Annotated in this window: 13 protein-coding genes; 2 read left to right on the top strand and 11 right to left on the bottom strand. The window is 54.9% G+C overall.

Features of this window, described 5'->3' with window-relative positions:
- Positions 1 to 41: 41 nt before the first annotated feature.
- The 7 genes from ACUHMQ_RS15640 to ACUHMQ_RS15610 all read right to left on the bottom strand — a co-directional run bounded on the left by ACUHMQ_RS15640 (position 42) and on the right by ACUHMQ_RS15610 (position 11,363).
- Entirely contained in the window at positions 42 to 746 is a 705-nt protein-coding gene (locus ACUHMQ_RS15640) for a substrate-binding periplasmic protein (protein ID WP_445296396.1), read from the bottom strand.
- A gap of 200 nt (positions 747 to 946) precedes the next feature.
- Positions 947 to 1,852: a tetratricopeptide repeat protein gene (locus ACUHMQ_RS15635; RefSeq protein ID WP_445296395.1), complete on the bottom strand. Its 906-nt coding sequence runs from the start codon at positions 1,850 to 1,852 to the stop codon at positions 947 to 949.
- Entirely contained in the window at positions 1,852 to 2,622 is a 771-nt protein-coding gene (locus tag ACUHMQ_RS15630; RefSeq protein ID WP_445296394.1) for a ParA family protein, read from the bottom strand. Before ACUHMQ_RS15630 ends, ACUHMQ_RS15635 begins: the two co-directional genes overlap by 1 nt.
- Before the next feature lie 205 nt (positions 2,623 to 2,827).
- Positions 2,828 to 4,231 (bottom strand): PhoH family protein, encoded by a 1,404-nt coding sequence (locus tag ACUHMQ_RS15625; RefSeq protein ID WP_445296393.1) that lies wholly within the window; start codon positions 4,229 to 4,231, stop codon positions 2,828 to 2,830.
- 230 nt (positions 4,232 to 4,461) lie between these two features.
- Positions 4,462 to 4,914 carry a peroxiredoxin gene (locus tag ACUHMQ_RS15620; RefSeq protein WP_445296392.1) on the bottom strand — a complete coding sequence of 151 codons (453 nt, stop codon included), beginning with the start codon at positions 4,912 to 4,914 and terminating at the stop codon, positions 4,462 to 4,464.
- A 501-nt stretch (positions 4,915 to 5,415) separates the two neighbouring features.
- Positions 5,416 to 8,847 (bottom strand): transcription-repair coupling factor, encoded by a 3,432-nt coding sequence (gene mfd / locus ACUHMQ_RS15615; RefSeq protein ID WP_445296391.1) that lies wholly within the window; start codon positions 8,845 to 8,847, stop codon positions 5,416 to 5,418.
- Between the two features lie 95 nt (positions 8,848 to 8,942).
- Positions 8,943 to 11,363 carry a putative bifunctional diguanylate cyclase/phosphodiesterase gene (locus tag ACUHMQ_RS15610; protein WP_445296390.1) on the bottom strand — a complete coding sequence of 807 codons (2,421 nt, stop codon included), beginning with the start codon at positions 11,361 to 11,363 and terminating at the stop codon, positions 8,943 to 8,945.
- A gap of 176 nt (positions 11,364 to 11,539) precedes the next feature.
- On the opposite strand from ACUHMQ_RS15610, the gene ACUHMQ_RS15605 reads away from it, so the two are divergent.
- Positions 11,540 to 12,358 (top strand): alpha/beta fold hydrolase, encoded by an 819-nt coding sequence (locus tag ACUHMQ_RS15605; protein WP_445296389.1) that lies wholly within the window; start codon positions 11,540 to 11,542, stop codon positions 12,356 to 12,358.
- Here the strand turns inward: ACUHMQ_RS15605 and ACUHMQ_RS15600 are convergent.
- The 4 genes from ACUHMQ_RS15600 to ACUHMQ_RS15585 form a co-directional block, all read right to left on the bottom strand.
- Positions 12,329 to 13,009 (bottom strand): SDR family oxidoreductase, encoded by a 681-nt coding sequence (locus ACUHMQ_RS15600; RefSeq protein WP_445296388.1) that lies wholly within the window; start codon positions 13,007 to 13,009, stop codon positions 12,329 to 12,331. The genes ACUHMQ_RS15605 and ACUHMQ_RS15600 overlap by 30 nt on opposite strands.
- A 35-nt stretch (positions 13,010 to 13,044) precedes the next feature.
- A complete protein-coding gene (locus ACUHMQ_RS15595; RefSeq protein WP_445296387.1) occupies positions 13,045 to 13,584 on the bottom strand; it encodes a TonB-dependent receptor domain-containing protein in 540 nt (179 codons plus the stop codon).
- Positions 13,585 to 14,003: 419 nt separating this feature from the next.
- A complete protein-coding gene (locus ACUHMQ_RS15590; protein ID WP_445296386.1) occupies positions 14,004 to 14,438 on the bottom strand; it encodes a DUF3757 domain-containing protein in 435 nt (144 codons plus the stop codon).
- A 168-nt stretch (positions 14,439 to 14,606) separates the two neighbouring features.
- Positions 14,607 to 14,861 (bottom strand): hypothetical protein, encoded by a 255-nt coding sequence (locus tag ACUHMQ_RS15585; protein WP_445296385.1) that lies wholly within the window; start codon positions 14,859 to 14,861, stop codon positions 14,607 to 14,609.
- 255 nt (positions 14,862 to 15,116) lie between these two features.
- Here ACUHMQ_RS15585 and ACUHMQ_RS15580 point away from each other — a divergent pair, with 255 nt between their 5' ends.
- Positions 15,117 to 17,000 (top strand): NAD(P)/FAD-dependent oxidoreductase, encoded by a 1,884-nt coding sequence (locus tag ACUHMQ_RS15580; RefSeq protein WP_445296384.1) that lies wholly within the window; start codon positions 15,117 to 15,119, stop codon positions 16,998 to 17,000.
- Positions 17,001 to 17,124 lie beyond the last annotated feature (124 nt).

The following is a 17,124-nucleotide window of genomic DNA, read 5'->3' as shown; positions in this document are numbered from 1 at the left end:
ATTGAGTCAATAGCCGGTTCAAGGTGCCATCGGCACCCATCTCACCCAGCCCTAAATGCTTGTTGTAACTCTTTGGCGCGTTGGGTTGCCAGTGAAAGGGCAACGTATTGCAGGTTGGTGGAAACCGGTGGGTCTATCCAGACGAGTTCATCCAGCATGGTGGGGAATTCATGGGTCAGCAGGTAACGTGCTACGCCTTTTTCAATCAGGATCAGGTCAACCCGGCCGGCTTGCAGCTTGGCGAGATTGCGCTTGTCATCGGGTGCTACGTCGGTGTTGAGCTTTGCGGCGACAAAGTTGGGTGGGTCTCCATAGCTTTGCACGGTGCCGATTACATAAGGGCGCAGGTCTTCAAATGTCTTGTATTGGATTTTTGAGTTGGCACGGGTGTAGAACCCCAGCTGAATGGGAGGCATGGGGTCGGCGTAAAGCAGAAAGCTTTCACGTTCCTTCAAATGCCAGACGCCAAATAAGCCATCGACCTTACCGGACTTGGCATAGGCGAGGCATCGTGCCCAGGGCAGGAATTCCAGCTTGGCGGTATAGCCGCTTCGGCGAAATGCTTCGCGTACGATCTCGGTGATGACGCCGCCATTGGGTAGTTCTGGCCCAAAGTAGGGGGGGTAAGCCGAAGTAACAAGGTATACCTCTTGGGGGGCGGCCTGCAGGTGATCAAGCGGGATGAAGTATAGCGATAACGCCAGAAGGAGCCGGCGCAGCCAAGGGATACCGTTGCGATAGAACATAGCGACTCCGATCCATCTGTTTGGCGTACAGCACGGCCAGCTATGCGAAGCACCTGTTGCAGTCCCTAGCTAACTCTCTAGGTTAGGCGGCATATTAAATATATATGCCTGTTCGACTTTTTTCTTGGGGCTGCTTCAAGGTAGACGGGTCGTTGAGCGGATATTTTGACATCGGCAAACAGCCGATCAGTCCACCGGAGTTACTGTGAAAGCTGGTACAGGCGGCGTAGCCTGTCGGCCTGGTTTTTCACGAGCCATGGGTCTTTGGCCAACACCATGAACGCACGGTTGAAATAGGGGCGGGCGTCGGCGTCCTGGCCTAGGGCCAGTAGATTCTCGCCTATCTCTTCAAAAACATAACCATCTTCGGCGCCAGCCTGTTCCCAGGCTTTTTCCAGTGCCAGTTGCATTGGCAGTGCGGTGTCGGGTTGGTTCATCACCCGATGCAGCTTGGCGACGCTCCAACGTGCCAATAGCAGGGGTCTGCCGGTCTGGTGGGCTTCGTGCCATGCCTGTGCACGCTGCAAATAGTCAAGCGCCTGGGCGTAATCCTTCTTGTCGTAGAAATACCAGCCCATATTGTTGTAGAGCGATCCTAGCCAGTTCTTGTTGCGTGGGTCACGGCTTTGCTCGGCCGTGGCAATCGCTTTCCGGTGCCAGGCCAAGGCGCTACGGTCGTTATCTACGGTAGCGAGCATATGCATGGCGTCGATGGCAAAAAAGTCGAGTTTTTGCTGTGTCGCCTGAACATAGGCGCCATGGAACCAGCGCCAGGCCCGCTGACGATCTCCCACGGCAAACCATAACCGGCCACGCTCCAATGAATATCGAAGGCTCAGGGTGGGGGACTGGTCGGATAGCGTATCCCGGACCTGGTCCAAGGTAGCATGGGCTTCGTCGTACCGCCTTTGTACTCCCTGGGCGCGTGCCAGTTGGGTAAGGGCTTCATTAGCAACGAAGTCGTCACCGGTGCGTTTGGCTTCCTGGATGATTTGTTGCAGCTGCTTTTCCGCTTCGTCGGGCCGTTCGTTATAGGGGAGGGTGTCGATATCGACGGCTGCTGCCGCCCTGGCTGCCAATAACAGTAACAGCCACAGACGTAACATCAGCAAGCGGTCCGGATAAATCGATTTTCCACCAATTCGTCCAGCAGATAGCTGAAATCCTCGGCACTTTCGGAGTCTGGCGCGTAGCTGAACACATCGAGATTCTTGCCGCTGCCTTCCATCACGCTCTGGCTTTCGAATACGCGCGTACGGCAAAAGTCGCGGCCATAACGGCGAGTAAGTTCAGTCGCGACATGCTCGGAAGTGACCTGTCCACGCTGGTAGCGGTTGATGAAGACTTTACGAGGGCGATGCAGACCCTTTGAGGTCAGGCCATTCAGTGTCTGGTCCAGTTGCAGTGCGCCGTTCATGGCCAGGTATTCAGCTGTTACTGGCACCAGTACGACATCGGCGGCAATAAGCGCCGAAAGAGACAGCACACCCAGCATGGGGCAGCAGTCGATCAGCACCGGCGTGTCGGTGGCGGATAGCATTTCCTCCTGCATGGCCTTTTTGAGCCTGCGCAGGTCGCGGCGGTTTTGGCTGAGCAGCATGTCGACCCTAGCCAATTCCATATGGGCAGGAATCAGGTTGACCTGGTTTGGCAGTTGGATAACCAGATCGGATAGCGGTGTCTGCTGCTGAAAGAAGCTGTAGACAGAATGGTCCACTTTGGGTTTGAGGCCCGACATGGCGGTGAGGTGGGCTTGGGGGTCCAGATCAATGGCTAGGGGCGTTAAACCATTGCGGGCCATGGCTGCGGCGAGATTGGCCGTGGTTGTCGTTTTACCCACTCCGCCTTTCTGGTTGAAGACAGCAATGATGGTCATAGCAGCGTGTTTTCCAGGTGTGGCGCTAGTCAATGGTCCGTGGCGATTGGGTCTCCGTTCAAGACTTCAGTACAGTGCAATTTCCACCCGGAGACGTTGACCACTATAGGCATCAATACGCCCAGTCGGAAAGTTTGTGTCTTCAGGACTCAACTTATCGCAGGCTGGGCGTTTGAAAGCCTTCTCTCGATTTACTGCGGACGTCCTATAGCACTTCCGCAGCGTGGTCTGCCAAGCGTGAGCGCTCGCCGCGTTGCAAGGTAACGTGGCCTGAATGTCCCCAACCTTTGAAGCGATCCACCACGTAGGTAAGGCCCGATGAACCCTCGGTGAGGTAGGGTGTGTCGATCTGTGCAATGTTGCCCAGACAGACTACCTTGGTGCCGGGACCTGCCCGGGTAATCAAGGTCTTTACCTGCTTTGGTGTGAGGTTTTGCGCCTCGTCGATGATGAGGAACTTGTTCAAGAAGGTACGACCACGCATAAAGTTGAGGGACTTCACCTTGATGCGTGAACGGATAAGGTCCCGCGTGGCAGCCCGGCCCCATTCGCCCGAGTCGCTATCGGTTTGATTCAGCACATCGAGGTTGTCTTCCAGTGCGCCCATCCACGGCGCCATTTTTTCCTCTTCGGTCCCGGGTAGAAAACCGATGTCCTCACCCACCGGCACTGTTACCCGCGTCATGATGATTTCGGAATAGCGTTTTTCCTCCAGGGTCATCATCAGCGCTGAGGCGAGCGTAAGCAGGGTTTTGCCGGTACCGGCCTGCCCCAGTAAGGTGACAAAATCGATATCGGGGTTCATTAACAGGTTGATGGCGAAGTTCTGCTCTCGATTGCGTGCAGTAATGCCCCAGATGGCATTTTTTGGGTGGCTGTAGTCTTTGATGGACTCCAGGACCGCCGTTTTCCCATCAATCGACTTCACCATGGCCAGGAATGGCTTTTCACCTTCCTGCCAGATCATCTGATTCAGCAGCAGGCTGCCGCAGTCCGATCCATGCAGTTGGTAGAATGCCCGGCCGCCTTCCTGCCAGCTCTTCATGTCCTTGCCGTTTTTCTCCCAGAATGCCTGGTCGATCTCGCGCACACCGGTGTAGAGCAGATCGGTGTCTTCGAGCACCTGGTCGTTGAAATAGTCCTCCGCGGCAAGCCCCAGTGCACGGGCCTTGATACGCATATTGATGTCCTTGGACACCAATACCACATCACGCTCAACCTGCTGCTGCGCCAACTGCATGACCACAGTCAGGATCTGGTTGTCTGCCTTCCCCACCGGCAGATCAGCCGGTAGTTCAATTCGGGTGGCTTGCGTCTGTAGAAATAGGAAGCCGTGAGCCATGCCTTTGGATGGGCCCTTCAGTGATACGCCATCGCCAATCTGGTTCTCCATGCCACTGACGATTTCATCGAGAAAACGACTTGCCTGACGCGCATTGCGTGCGACTTCGCTCATTCCTTTCTTGTGGCTGTCCAATTCCTCCAAGGTCACCATGGGGAGGCAGACATCATGTTCTTCGAAGCGGAACAAACTGGTTGGATCGTGCATCAGCACATTGGTGTCCAGCACAAAGAGCTTGGTATTTCTGGCTTTACGATCGGCGGCCATAGTCTTCCTCGGGCTAGTGGAGAACCTGTCTCTACCCAGACGCGTGCCACCGCGGACTGAGCGGTAAACCGGTTCCGAGAGGTCGGGCCATGCCCGACTTCGTCTTGGCGCATCACTTGCCTTGCTGCCATCAGATGACGACCCGGCTATATGAAGCGCTTGCAAAAGGCCGCCATGTACTGCACGGCCCGGTAAACAAAAACGCCCGTCTTGAGGGACGGGCGCTTCATTTATTTCATGTCCTGCACATAGCTCAGCACTTCGCTGACATGGCCAGGGACCTTCACCCCGCGCCATTCCTTGGCAACCTGCCCTTTGGCATTGATGACGAAGGTCGAACGCTCAATCCCCCGTACCTGTTTGCCATACATATTTTTCATCTTCATTACACCGTAGGCTTCACAGAGAATTTCATCCGGGTCGGAGACCAGTTCAAATGGGAAGGCCATCTTGGCTTTGAAGTTTTCGTGTGACTTGATGCTGTCCCGGCTCGCGCCGAATACTTTTACACCGGCAGCTGAAAATTCATCGTGTTGGTCACGGAAGTCGTTACCTTGCGCGGTACAGCCTGGCGTGTTGTCCTTGGGGTAAAAGTAGAGCACGTAGGGTGTGCCAATGAGTTCGGTGGTGTCGAAAGTCTGGTTGCCGGTCATGGGCAGGGACAGCGCAGCGGCTGCAGTCATTACGTCCTCCATTTGATTTGATTGTGGTTAAAAACCTGGGTGCATACAAGAAGACAAGGGCGACGGATTTATGCTGGCGTCGTGGTTTTCGCCGAAGTGTTTGTTTTGATTGGGGTAGGTCGACTACCTGCTGTTGCGATTTAATCGACTCAGAACAGGTTCCCTGGGCGGTCTTGGAGATGTTGCAGGCAGTTTTATAAATAGGGAACTGCCGAAAACCGTAGTGGCAACCTTGCCTTGTAAGAACCTATTCAAAGCCTTATGAGTTTGCGCGAGATTTTGATACCACAGCTGATGAGGCTTTCGAGTAGCACATGAATTTTGATTACAGCTACGCAGTAAGATCGTGAAAAGGGTCTTAGAAGCTGTTCAAAGTCTCGCGAGCTAAAGCAAGACAAGGCGAAAACAACTGAGGAAGCGGAGTTTACATGGGGTAAATGAGCATTCCGAGGGCGTTTTCAACGCCGTATTACTGACGCGCAGCAGACTTTGAACAGGTTCTTAGACCAATTCGTTGAGCAACTCCTTCACCCGCACCGCACGAATCGCCGGGTCGGGCAGGGCGCTTTCTACACGTAGCTTGTCGGGGCCGGCGAGTTTGTAGTTGCGCTTGGTTTGAATCAGCTTCATGACCTTCATCGGGTCGATGGTGTTTTGCTGGGCAAACTGCACGGAAATGGCGACTTCTGAGGCATCGAGCTTAAGTACGCCGAGTGGTTTGGCCAGCAGGCGCAGACGATGGCAGTCGAGCAGGATCTTGGCTGGTGGTGGTAGCAAGCCAAACCGGTCGATCAGCTCCTGTTGCATATCATCAAGGTCATCGTTGCTGTCACAGTTGGCAAGGCGTTTGTAGATCACCAGCCGCTCGTGCACATCGGGGCAGTAGTCTTCGGGCAGCAGGGCCGGGCTATGCAGGTTGATTTCGGTCGCAACACCAAGCGGCGCATTCAAGTCGGGCTCGATACCCTTCTTTAGCGCCTTGACCGCTTCGTTGAGCATTGCGGAGTACAGCGAGAAGCCGATTTCCTGCATTTCACCGCTTTGATCGTCGCCCAGCACTTCACCGGCACCACGGATTTCCAGGTCGTGCATCGCAAGGTAGAAGCCGGAACCCAGCTCTTCCATCTGCTGGATGGCTTCAAGCCGCTTCTGCGCCGAGGCAGTCAACGACTTGATATCGGGCACCAGCAGATAGGCATAGGCCTGGTGATGCGAGCGACCAACCCGGCCGCGCATCTGGTGCAGCTGGGCCAGACCGAACTTGTCGGCCCGGTTCATGATGATGGTGTTGGCGTTCGGGATATCGATGCCGGTTTCGATGATGGTGGTGCAGAGCAATACGTTGAAGCGCTGCTGGTTGAAGTCGCGCATGACCTGTTCAAGGTCGCGCTCGCGCATCTGGCCGTGGGCCACACCGATACGGGCTTCGGGCAGAAGCCCTGCGAGCTTTTCCTGCATATTGGCGATGGTATCCACCTCGTTATGCAGGAAGAACACCTGACCACCACGTTTCAACTCACGCAATACCGCTTCGCGGATCACACCGTCGCTCCAGTTGGCGACAAAGGTCTTGATGGCCAGTCGGCGGGATGGGGCAGTGGCAATGACGGAGAAGTCGCGCAGCCCCTCCAAGGACATGGCCAGGGTACGGGGAATCGGCGTGGCGGTCAGCGTCAGCACGTCGACCTCGCTGCGCAGCGCCTTGAGCTGTTCCTTATGTCGTACGCCAAACCGATGTTCCTCGTCGATGATGACGAGCCCGAGGTTCCTGAACTTGATGCCGTCCTGCACCAGCTTATGGGTGCCGATGACGATGTCGATACCACCCGATTCCATACCGACAACGGCAGCATCGATCTCCTTCTTCGAGCGGAAGCGGCTGAGTTCGGCAATCCGTATCGGCAGGTCGGCAAACCGGTCGGAGAAATTCTGGAAGTGCTGTTCAGCCAGCAGCGTCGTGGGCACTAACACTGCAACCTGCTTCCCGTCGGCAACGGCAACAAAGGCGGCACGTAGGGCGACTTCGGTCTTGCCAAAGCCCACATCGCCGCAAATCAACCGGTCCATGGGCTTGCCGGAGGTCATGTCGGCAATCACCGCCTCGATAGCGCCTGCCTGGTCGGCGGTTTCTTCAAAACCAAAGCCTGCAGCGAAGGCTTCGTAATCATGTTGCTTGAAGCCGAAGGCGTAACCCTCGCGTGCAGCACGGCGCGCGTACAGGTTGAGCAGTTCAGCCGCGGTATCGCGCACTTGTTCTGCTGCACGACGTTTGGCTTTCTCCCATTGGCCGGAGCCTAACTTATGCAGTGGTGCGCTGTCCTCGGCGCCGCCTGCATAGCGGCTGATGACATGCAGCTGCGAAACAGGGACATACAGTGTGTCGCCACCTGCATACTCCAGATGGAGCATTTCGGTACTGCCTTCGCCAAGGTCCATGCTGACCAGGCCCTTGTAACGGCCTATGCCATGCTGTTCGTGCACTACCGGATCGCCGATCTTCAACTCGGACAAATCGCGCAGCATGCCTTCGGTATTGCTGCGCTTTTGTGCCTTGCGCCGGCTGAGCGTGCTGGTGTGGCCGTACAGGTCTGACTCGGTAATCAGGGCGACTTTGCCGGCAATAAAGCCATCGGCCAGCGGCGATACCCCGAGCAATACCTTGTCATGCCGGCCGAAGAAATCTCCCCAGGCTTCGATCAGCTTGGTCTGCAGGCCGTATTCCTGGAAATACTGGCTCAGCGTTTCCCGCCGCCCGAGCGATTCGGCCAGCAGCAACACCCGGCCTTCGAAGCTGTCGATAAAGGTTTTCAGCTTGGTAATCGGGTTTTCTGCGCGCCTGTCGACTCGCAAGTCGGGCAATGTAGCGCTGGCTTCACGCCAAGCTGTTTCCACTGCATTTTCAACGGCTGGACTGTCTGCACTCAGTTCCAACCGCCGATAAGGCTTCATCAGCGCGAAGAAACGGTCGGTTGGGATGAAGAGCTCATTAGGCGGCAACAAGGGGCGGTCTTTGTCGCCAACCATCATCTTGTAGCGGCTGTTGGTATCTGCCCAGAATTGCTCGCATGCCTGCATCAGTTCACCATGCTGAACAAGCAGTGTGTCGGCAGGCAGGTAGTCGAACAAGGTCGCGATCTGATCGAAAAACAGGGGGAGGTAATACTCGACCCCGGGCGGAATCAGACCATTGGAGATGTCCTTGTAGACACGTGATTTACTGGGGTCGCCTTCGAACACTTCCCTGAAGCGTGACCGGAATTTGGCGCGGCCGCCATCATCAAGCGGGAATTCCCGTGCAGGCAGCAGGCGGATTTCTGATACCGGATAGATGGAACGCTGGGTATCGACATCAAAAGTACGGATGGTTTCGATTTCATCATCGAACAGATCCAGCCGATAGGGCAGAGTGGAGCCCATGGGGAAGAGGTCGATCAGTCCCCCGCGGATCGAGAACTCACCGGGCCCATAGACCTGGGTCACATGGTTGTAGCCGGCAAAAGTAAGGTCAGCGCGTAGTTTCTCCACATCCAACTTGGTTTTGGACTGCAAGAGGAAGGTATACGCGGCGAGGTATTCCACGGGCGGCAACGGCATCAGCGCAGTCTGCACCGGCACGATGACGACATCTGCCTCGTTCTGGCGGATCTGCCATAGCGTGGCCAACCGTTCCGAAATCAGATCGTGGTGCGGAGAAAAGCTGTCGTAGGGTAGGGTTTCCCAGTCGGGCAGCAGCACGACAGTCTTGTTGGGCGCGAACCAGCCGATCTCGTCTTTAAGCCGTGCTGCGGTTTGCGCATTGGCGCTCAGGATAAGCAGCGGCCGCGCCTTGGCGCTGAGGTCAGCAAGCAGGCTGGCATCACTGGAACCCACTGGCAACGCCAGGCGGGTACGTTGTCCGGCAGGGGGAATGGCAGGGAAGGGCAGCAGCGGCATAGTGCGAACAAGCGGGTAGCAGCAGAAGCCGCCGATTATAGCTCGGCTGGTGTGCCAGGAACGGGTTCATGATCTGGTTGCGCTGAGAGTGGCTGCTAGCTATGTTTGTCCAGCCATTCTTTGAATTCCTGAGCTGGCATGGCGCGCGCATAACGCCAACCCTGCGCTTCTACGCATCCCATGTTCGACAGGCATTCGGCCTGGTCGGCTGTTTCAACACCCTCGGCGATGATGGAATATCCCAGGCTGCTGGCAAGCCCGATGATGGCACGGCATATGGCAGTATCGCCACTGTCGCTAGGTAGGCCGCGTACAAAGCTTTGGTCGATCTTCAGGCGGTCGATAGGCAGGCGCTTCAGGTAGGCCAGCGAGGAATAACCGGTACCGAAGTCGTCAATCGCGAGCTGTACACCCAGTAGTTTGAGTACACGCAGGCGTTGAGCAACAGCGTCTATATTGTGCATTACCACGCTTTCGGTTACTTCCAGCTCCAGGCAGTGCGGGGCCAATTCACAGTGCTGCAATATTCTTTCAACCAGTCGGGGCCAGTTCTGGCGCTGGAATTGTACTGCTGAGACATTCACCGCCACGCGTAGCGGAAGAGCACGTCCTTTGTTCCATTCGGCGGCCATGCGGCAGGCTTCCGCCAATACCCATTCGCCGATGGGTAGGATCAGGCCGGATTCTTCGGCGACCGGGATGAATTTAGCTGGTGAGATACCGCCAAGCGTAGGGTGAGTCCAGCGGACCAGTGTCTCCATGCCGATGACTGCACCGGTATGCATATCTATCTGGGGTTGGTAGGCCAGCCATAATTCGCTGTTGTCGATGGCGCGGCGCAGGTCCTGTTCCAACTCGAACGGTGCGCTGGCTTCGTGGGAAAGATCAGGCGTGTAGATGCGTACGGTTTCCGTACCTTCGAGTTTGCAGCGGTGCATGGCGGCTGTCGCATGTGCCAGTACGGTAAGGGTGTCTTCACCATGCTCGGGGAAGCAGACCGCGCCAACGCTGGGTCGAATAAGTATCGTGTCGCCATTGAGGGTAAAAAGGGCGTTGAAGCAGGATGAGAGGCGACGCGCGATATTCATCACATCTTCCCGTGTGCGCATGCCGGGTACGACAGCACCGAATTCGTCCCCCCCCAGCCTGCTGAGCAGTGCGCCTTTCAGCCCCAATGCCTGGATGCGTTGCCCGATTTCGCTGAGCAGCCTGTCTCCCATTTCCCGCCCATAGACTTGGTTGATAATCCGTAGGCGATTGAGGTTGAGTACCGCAATCGCTACTCGCTCCTTGCGAGCACGGGCTTCTTGCAACATCAGGGTTACGCGCTTGCGGAAAGCATCGGCATTCAGTAGTCCGGTCAGTAAATCCACCGAGGCAAGTTCGCGGATCTTGTGTTCAGCTTCCAACCATTCGCTCAAGTCGCTGAAGACGGCCAGGTAGTTTTCAACTTTGTCTGCTTCATCGTATACCGCTGAGATAGTCAGCCATTCTGGGTACAGTTCACCGTTCTTGCGGCGGTTCCAGATTTCCCCCCGCCAGTGGCCTAGTTGGTTCAACCGTTGCCACATGGCCTGGTAGAAGTCTGGACCATGCCGTCCGGAAGTGATGAGCGCCGGTTTTTGCCCTATCGCTTCCGCCTCGCTGTAACCGGTGATGGCGCTGAACCGTGGATTGACTACCAGGATGCGTGTGTCTTTGTCTGTAATGATTACGCCGTCTTTGACCCGGTCGACCATGCGATTAATCAACTGAAGCCGTGCCAAATACTGGTGTTGGTGCAATCTTTCAGCAACTGTATCGGCTAGTCTGCGCACCAAGGTGGTCCGTTCTAAAGAGAAAAACTGTGCCTGATGGCTGCCGACTACGAGTGCACCCACATTGGTCTCCCCGTGGTGCAGGGGCAATATGGCTAGGGCATTGACGCCGGTATTGGTGAACAGGGACTGATGTGCTGGCGAGTTAGTTTTCTTACTAAGGTCGTTACAGACCTCCTGGTCATGTGCGAAGAGGATAGCGTGTGTAATCGTTAGCAAATGGTTAGTCAGCGGTGTCTGGTCGCTGTCTGGCTTCGGCCCCAGGAGGAGAGCAGTATGGAGTGATCGGCTATCCGGTTCGACGAGAACGACCCCCGCCAGGTTGATGCCGGGCGTCAGGGTCAGCGCGTTGCAGGTCTGTTTGTAGATGGGCGAGATGTCGGTAGGCGGGGTAGGGTGGCTGGCGGCGCCGCAAATTGCCTCGTATAGGCCTTTGACTGTTGCGGTGTTCTGGAGAGACTGGGCCTGCTGGCGCTGTATCCGCCTTATCCGCCGCAGGATCAGCGTACCAATTGCAAGTGCAAGCGCAAGGCTGATGCCCATGGCGACCATGGATTGCCAGCCAGATATAGAGATTAGGGGAATGGCACATGCGAGCCAGATCAACGCGATTAGCGTATAGATCACACCCGGCCGAAGGCAGCCCGGCGAGGTGGGTGGCAAAGCGCTTCCGGTAGCGTGGCTGCCCTGGTTTTTCAACGGTTTGCTTCCGTTCTATCCCTTGGCTCGTATCATAGTTGGCTTCCCGGCTATAAGAAGGACTATCAGACGTTTGAACGTGTTCATGATCTTACTAATGCAGTCACGATCAGGGCTTCTATATTGCATACCCATCTTGGTTGGCAAGCAAGCGGTTGATCAAATAATATAAAAACATGACGCCTATTCAACCTAGCAAGCCTGCCTTGCATTTTTCCCATGCGAACAGCTTCCCGGCCAGCAGCTACCGGAAGTTTCTGCGCCATTTTGAAGATGACTACGACGTGGGGTTTCTGGAAATGCTGGGACACAATCCTGCGTATCCAGTCAGCGACTGTTGGCCAAAGCTTGTTGAGGAGTCGATTGCTTTTATTGAATCGCGTTACAACCAACCGGTGATTGCCTTGGGTCACTCGCTGGGTGGTTTCATCTCGTTCATGTGCGCGCTGCGCAGACCGGATTTGTTTCGCAGCCTGGTATTGCTTGACTCACCCATATTCAGCCGTCGGATATCCAGCATGCTGTGGTTGAGTAAGCGCCTGGGGTGTATCGACCGGGTGACGCCAGGTCGGGGTACGCGTACGCGCCGCCGAGAGTGGCCCAGCGCAGAGGCTGCGTACCAACACTTTCTGGGCCGGGGTATGTTTGCCGGTTTCGACCCGGATTGCCTGCGTGACTATGTTGAGGCAGGTACCAAGTCGAGCGCGCATGGTGTGATGCTCAAATTCGACCCAGAGGTCGAATATGGCATCTATTGCGGGCTGCCGCATGACTTCCCGCGCTACCGGGGCAGATTGAAAGTACCGACGACATTTATCGGCGGTAGCAGATCAACCTATGTGCGTAAGGCCGACTTGCGGAATATGCAGCGATATTTCGGTATCCGTTTGCAAGAGGTCGAGGGAGGGCATCTGTTTCCATTCGAAAACCCAGCCATGGCCGCTGCTGCAGTGAAATCAGTACTTTCAGCTCAAGAAGCCGCCATCAATGGTTAACGTGGTGCCAGTGACAAAGGCAGCTTCAGGCGAGACCAAGTAGGCGACGCCCGCTGCGATTTCTTCCGTCAGGCCGTAGCGCGGCACAGCAAGCATTTTTATGGTTTCTTCTGCCCAGGGGCCGTCCGGTGGGTTTATATCTGTTCCGATAGGTCCTGGCTGGATCACGTTAACGGTAATGCCTTGCTTGCCAAGGTCTCTCGCCATGCCACGCGTTAAACCAAGGATAGCGCTTTTCGTCATCGCGTAGCCCGTCGCGCTGGGTACACCAGCACGTTCCGCATTGATGCTCCCGATATTCACAATACGCCCACCACTTCCCATCACATTCACTGCTGCTTTGGACGCGGTAAAGACGCCGCGTACATTCACATTGATAAGGCGATCGTCGTCCTCTGCTTGCGACACAAACATACCGCCCTTACCTGGATACCGTGCCTTGGCGACTTCCATCACCTTGTCCAGGCTGACACGTAGCGTGTTGGTAGGCAGATTCACAGGCTCCACTTCAGTGCCCAGCAGATGGCCGATTTCATGGTGGAATATCAGCGGCAGACCGGTAAGGCACAGCAACAGCATGAAAACTGTGCAAATCAGGCTGGTCCATTTATGTAGCCAGGACCATGTCCTGAGCGAGCGGGCACTAAGCATGAGTCAAACCGGTTTTGGAATCTGTGGGCAAGTAATCAGAAATCCAAAGCAGCTGACACGACAAAGGTACGGGGCGCACCCACCGTGAGATAACCCGCCCCCGGATAGCCACCCGCTGACGCCCAGTAGTTGCGGTTGGTCACGTTATTGACACGCGCCCGCATGGTTAAGGTGTCATTTCCCATGGGCACAGCGTAACGGGCACCCAGATCCAGGCGGGACCAAGACGGTACCTTCTGGTTGTTGGCGGCATCCGCAAACTGCGAACTGGTGTGGATCACCCGCGCATCCAGTGATAACCCTTGCAACTGTGCCAACGACCACTCCAGACCCAGATTGGCTTGGCTATGTGGCGCGCCGATGGCGTCCTTGCTGGCAACATCGCTCTTGAGCAAGCTCAAACCGCCCAGCACCTTGAGTCGCGGCGTGGCTTCACCGTACACCGACAGCTCCAACCCACGGTTGCGCTGATGATCCTTCACCCCAAATACACCGGCGCTATCGACACCGGCAACGGGCTTACGACTTTGAAAGAGGCTGATTGAACCACCAAGCCGGCCGCCATCAAATTTCATTATCTTGCAACAGGTTTAGCCCATATTGCTTGCCACTCCTTAATTCCCATAATCATTATTATGTAAAGTTATGGGCCAACGTCATTCGAGACCGGACACAAAAAACGCGTCTCCACGACTGGGGGTTCTCCCCCAAGTTCACAGGCCTGCCGGCCCCCTATCTCTGGTAACTTCTATCGAGGATGTCCTAAAGTATCGATAAGCAGCGACGGCATAACGAAGGCCTTTGCCGACGGCAGCTTCCAGTCACTGCTCGAAAGCGATGACCTGTTCAAGTCGGTGTCCCAGGCAGACCTTACCCGTCGTACCATCATCGAACTCGACAATCCCAATCTGTCCGATCGGTTTCGCACCATACCGGCCCGTTATTTCTATCAACCCGGTATTCAAGCACACACGAAGTGATGATGGATCAATAACTACGGCACAACAAATTTGCAGGACTGAGCCGCTTCGTTGATGCATTCGAAATAGATAACCCCGAAAGGCCCTTCTTTTCTTTGCCAAGCGCTTATGTCTTGTAACGCCACTTTCAATTCTTGATTTGTTCTAGAGGTATAACGTAGGTCAACGATACCTCGTTCCAGTTCATACGAGCATTTGGCAAGGGTGCCGCGAGAGGTATCGGCATCGCGTTCCGGGTAGAAGATGGCGGAATTGAACCGTTTGACATGCCCTTGCATGCCTGCAGCTGCAATTCCCAGCCACTCACCACCATCATTAGCCGGTGCCTTATAGACAATGCCTTGCGGGTTAATGATCGAAGTGATTTGGGGACAGTGCTCATTCGTCGTTGCGAATGCGCTTACTGAAGTACCAAGCACCAGTAAAGAAATCAAAATAGAGTTTTGCATACGATGAATCCTTTCAGAATCGAATGACATACGTACCGCAGCACCTGTGAAAAAACATGGCTACGTAAAGTATTAGTTATCCGTCACTATCTAATAGTTCTGATGGGTGAGGATTTTTGTCCGTAAGCATCGATTCTGTGGGGAGATTCTTTTTGCAAGAATCTACTTTCAGGCTTTACGTCCTTTGCTGGATTGCGACAACACGCTTGCTGCCAGCTTTTTTGTTTCCACGCTGTATCTGCTACTTCTAAGCACTGAGGAGGCTACCGCTTCCATTACCTCTCCCGTTTGTTTCTTGCTAGAAGATTGGGCCAACACAGACCCTGCCAGTTGCTTTGCTACGGCCGAAGCCGTTTTACGCTTCAGCACTTTGGCTGCCAATTCAGCCACTTCTGATGACGACTGCTTATGGTTGGTCGACATTTGTAAGCTCCCCGGTTCTGGTCCATGCAATCAAACCTCGCCTCGTCTGCTGCATGCGGCATGGAAGGCGAATACTTGTAAGAAGAGTGTTGATGCTCGATGAACGTATGGACATATGCGCTGTGAAAACTGCTGCTATATGAATAGCAATTTCCAATCATATTGTTCGTGACAATAAATTGGATCAATCCTTCCTGGCTCGAGATACTGGCCTGGCAGTACCCAACGAGACAAATGCAGAGAGGATTACCAAACATGCTTATCGGACATCAATTGCATCATCTTCAGTCATCGGTAACGGCTGCCGGTACTACGGCTCAGACACAAAGCATCGCCAGCCAAGCTGTTGGTGACTCCGTCAGAACGTTGGACCAGCATCGACTTCGCGAAGTGACCTTCATTGGTGTGGGTAGTAGCGTGGCTTATCTGCTCAATGAGCTGAACAGTCGGTTTGAGTCGCGGGATCAACTTGCCGGTGATGTTGCAGCCACGCCATTTCAGGGCAAAGTCAGCATTATTGGCAAAGAAGACCCGTGGACGGGGAATGTCCGCGGTAAGGGGGACATCAATCACCAGACTGAAATCATTGGGCAGTGGGGACAATACGCCCCAGCCTATGACCCTGGTTATGCGGACAGGGGTACTTTTGCAGCCAGTAATCAGCAACAGCTGGACCGAGCCGTTGCATTAGGTGCGGAGCGTGTGGAAGCCCTGGTGGCCGATATCAAACAGTTGGATGACGGATGCTTCCGCATCAGTCTGGACAATGGCCATGTGCTGGATAGCAAGCAGGTTGTATTGGGCGCAGGTGCTGGTCCGCATACCAGTATCTGGAAGGGAAATGAACCGCAGACCAATGCAGAAAAGCGCTTGGACAACATCAGACTGCATAACCAGGAAGCATTACGTGGCAAGGTGATGGACCTGGATGAGTTCATGCGGGCGAGCGATGCGTCCCCTACACAGTTCAACGGTAAGACGGTAGTGGTACATGGCCCAAATGCAGGTATTGATGCAGTTGAGCGGGCTGGCGATCAGGGAGCCACGGTGATCTGGTTTACGCGTAGTACTAGCCCCGTTCTGTTGGATGGCAACCAACTCAAACATGCGCCCAGTGTTGCGAAGAACGCTTTGTATAGCGTCAATAATCTGGACATTCAGCCATCACAAGAAGGGGCTGGCCTGCAACTCAGCTATACCGCTCCGGGTAAAGACATACAGGAGAGGCTGGAGGCTGACTACTATGTATATGCCTTGGGGCAGGATATCCATAAGCCAGGCAGCGCAGGCGCCATGCTGGGTGGGTTGCTGAACCAATTGGAACCCATTTACGACTATGACCAGATTTACAGTGACCAGCCTTTTAAGACGGTGCTGGGTCTGCAAAGCAGCGGTGCCAATAGTAGCGGTGGTTTGATCGTTGTCGGTGCTTCGGTTGCCCAGCTTGCCGTGAATGTCCAGCACACTTATGTGAACGATGCGATGGATCGCATTTTGAATCAGCTCGACAAGATGTCAGGTGAGAAGGCCGCAATCCTGTCGCAGATGTTGTTACAACCCGAAACAACTACTGAGCAGATTCAGGCGCACATGCAAACTTGGCATGTGGATGAGGCGCAGAAGTCGACAAAGCAGGTATTGCAGAATCAGGTGCAGGACTATCTGGCAGCCCGTGACTATTTCCTGCAACGGAAGGGTGGCCCAGGTGTTGCGGCAGAGGTGGAAAACCAGACTGTGACGGAAGTCGCATCGGTCATCGTGTCGCCACAGTTAGGCACAGTAAAAGCCTCAGCAGCGGCTTTGTCGGGGTTGATGCCTGCTTACGTAGCCAATCGGGAAAACAACTTCACAACTGATAACCGGACAATGTTGCGTGCGGGGATTGCCGACAGATATCCGAACATTGGTAATGCTGAAGCTGGTGCATTTATTGAGGATGTTACTAATTTGCGCCACCTCTCCAGCCAGGACTTCATCAAGCAAGCCACAGGTAACGCCTCGCAGTCGGCAAATTCACCAACGCCGGTGCACGGTGTGCCAGAGTCAACCAGAGCTGCTTATGAAGCCCGCTTAGCGGCATTGAATGCGGGGGCGCGCGATAATGTACCGTTGAGCCAACTTTGGTTGTCCAGTAAGTAACTGATGTTACGCAGTGCATACGATAACCTGTCGCCATGAAGAACAAAGAACTCGATTTGTACACCGACTATTTGCTCAGCACGTTTGGCGCGGCGACAGCAACCGGCCTGTCGGCGATGCTAGA

The sequence above is a fragment of the Chitinimonas violaceus genome (genome assembly GCF_052601015.1).
Note: the sequence above shows the minus strand (reverse complement) of the source record. Positions and strands in the feature narration are given on the sequence as shown.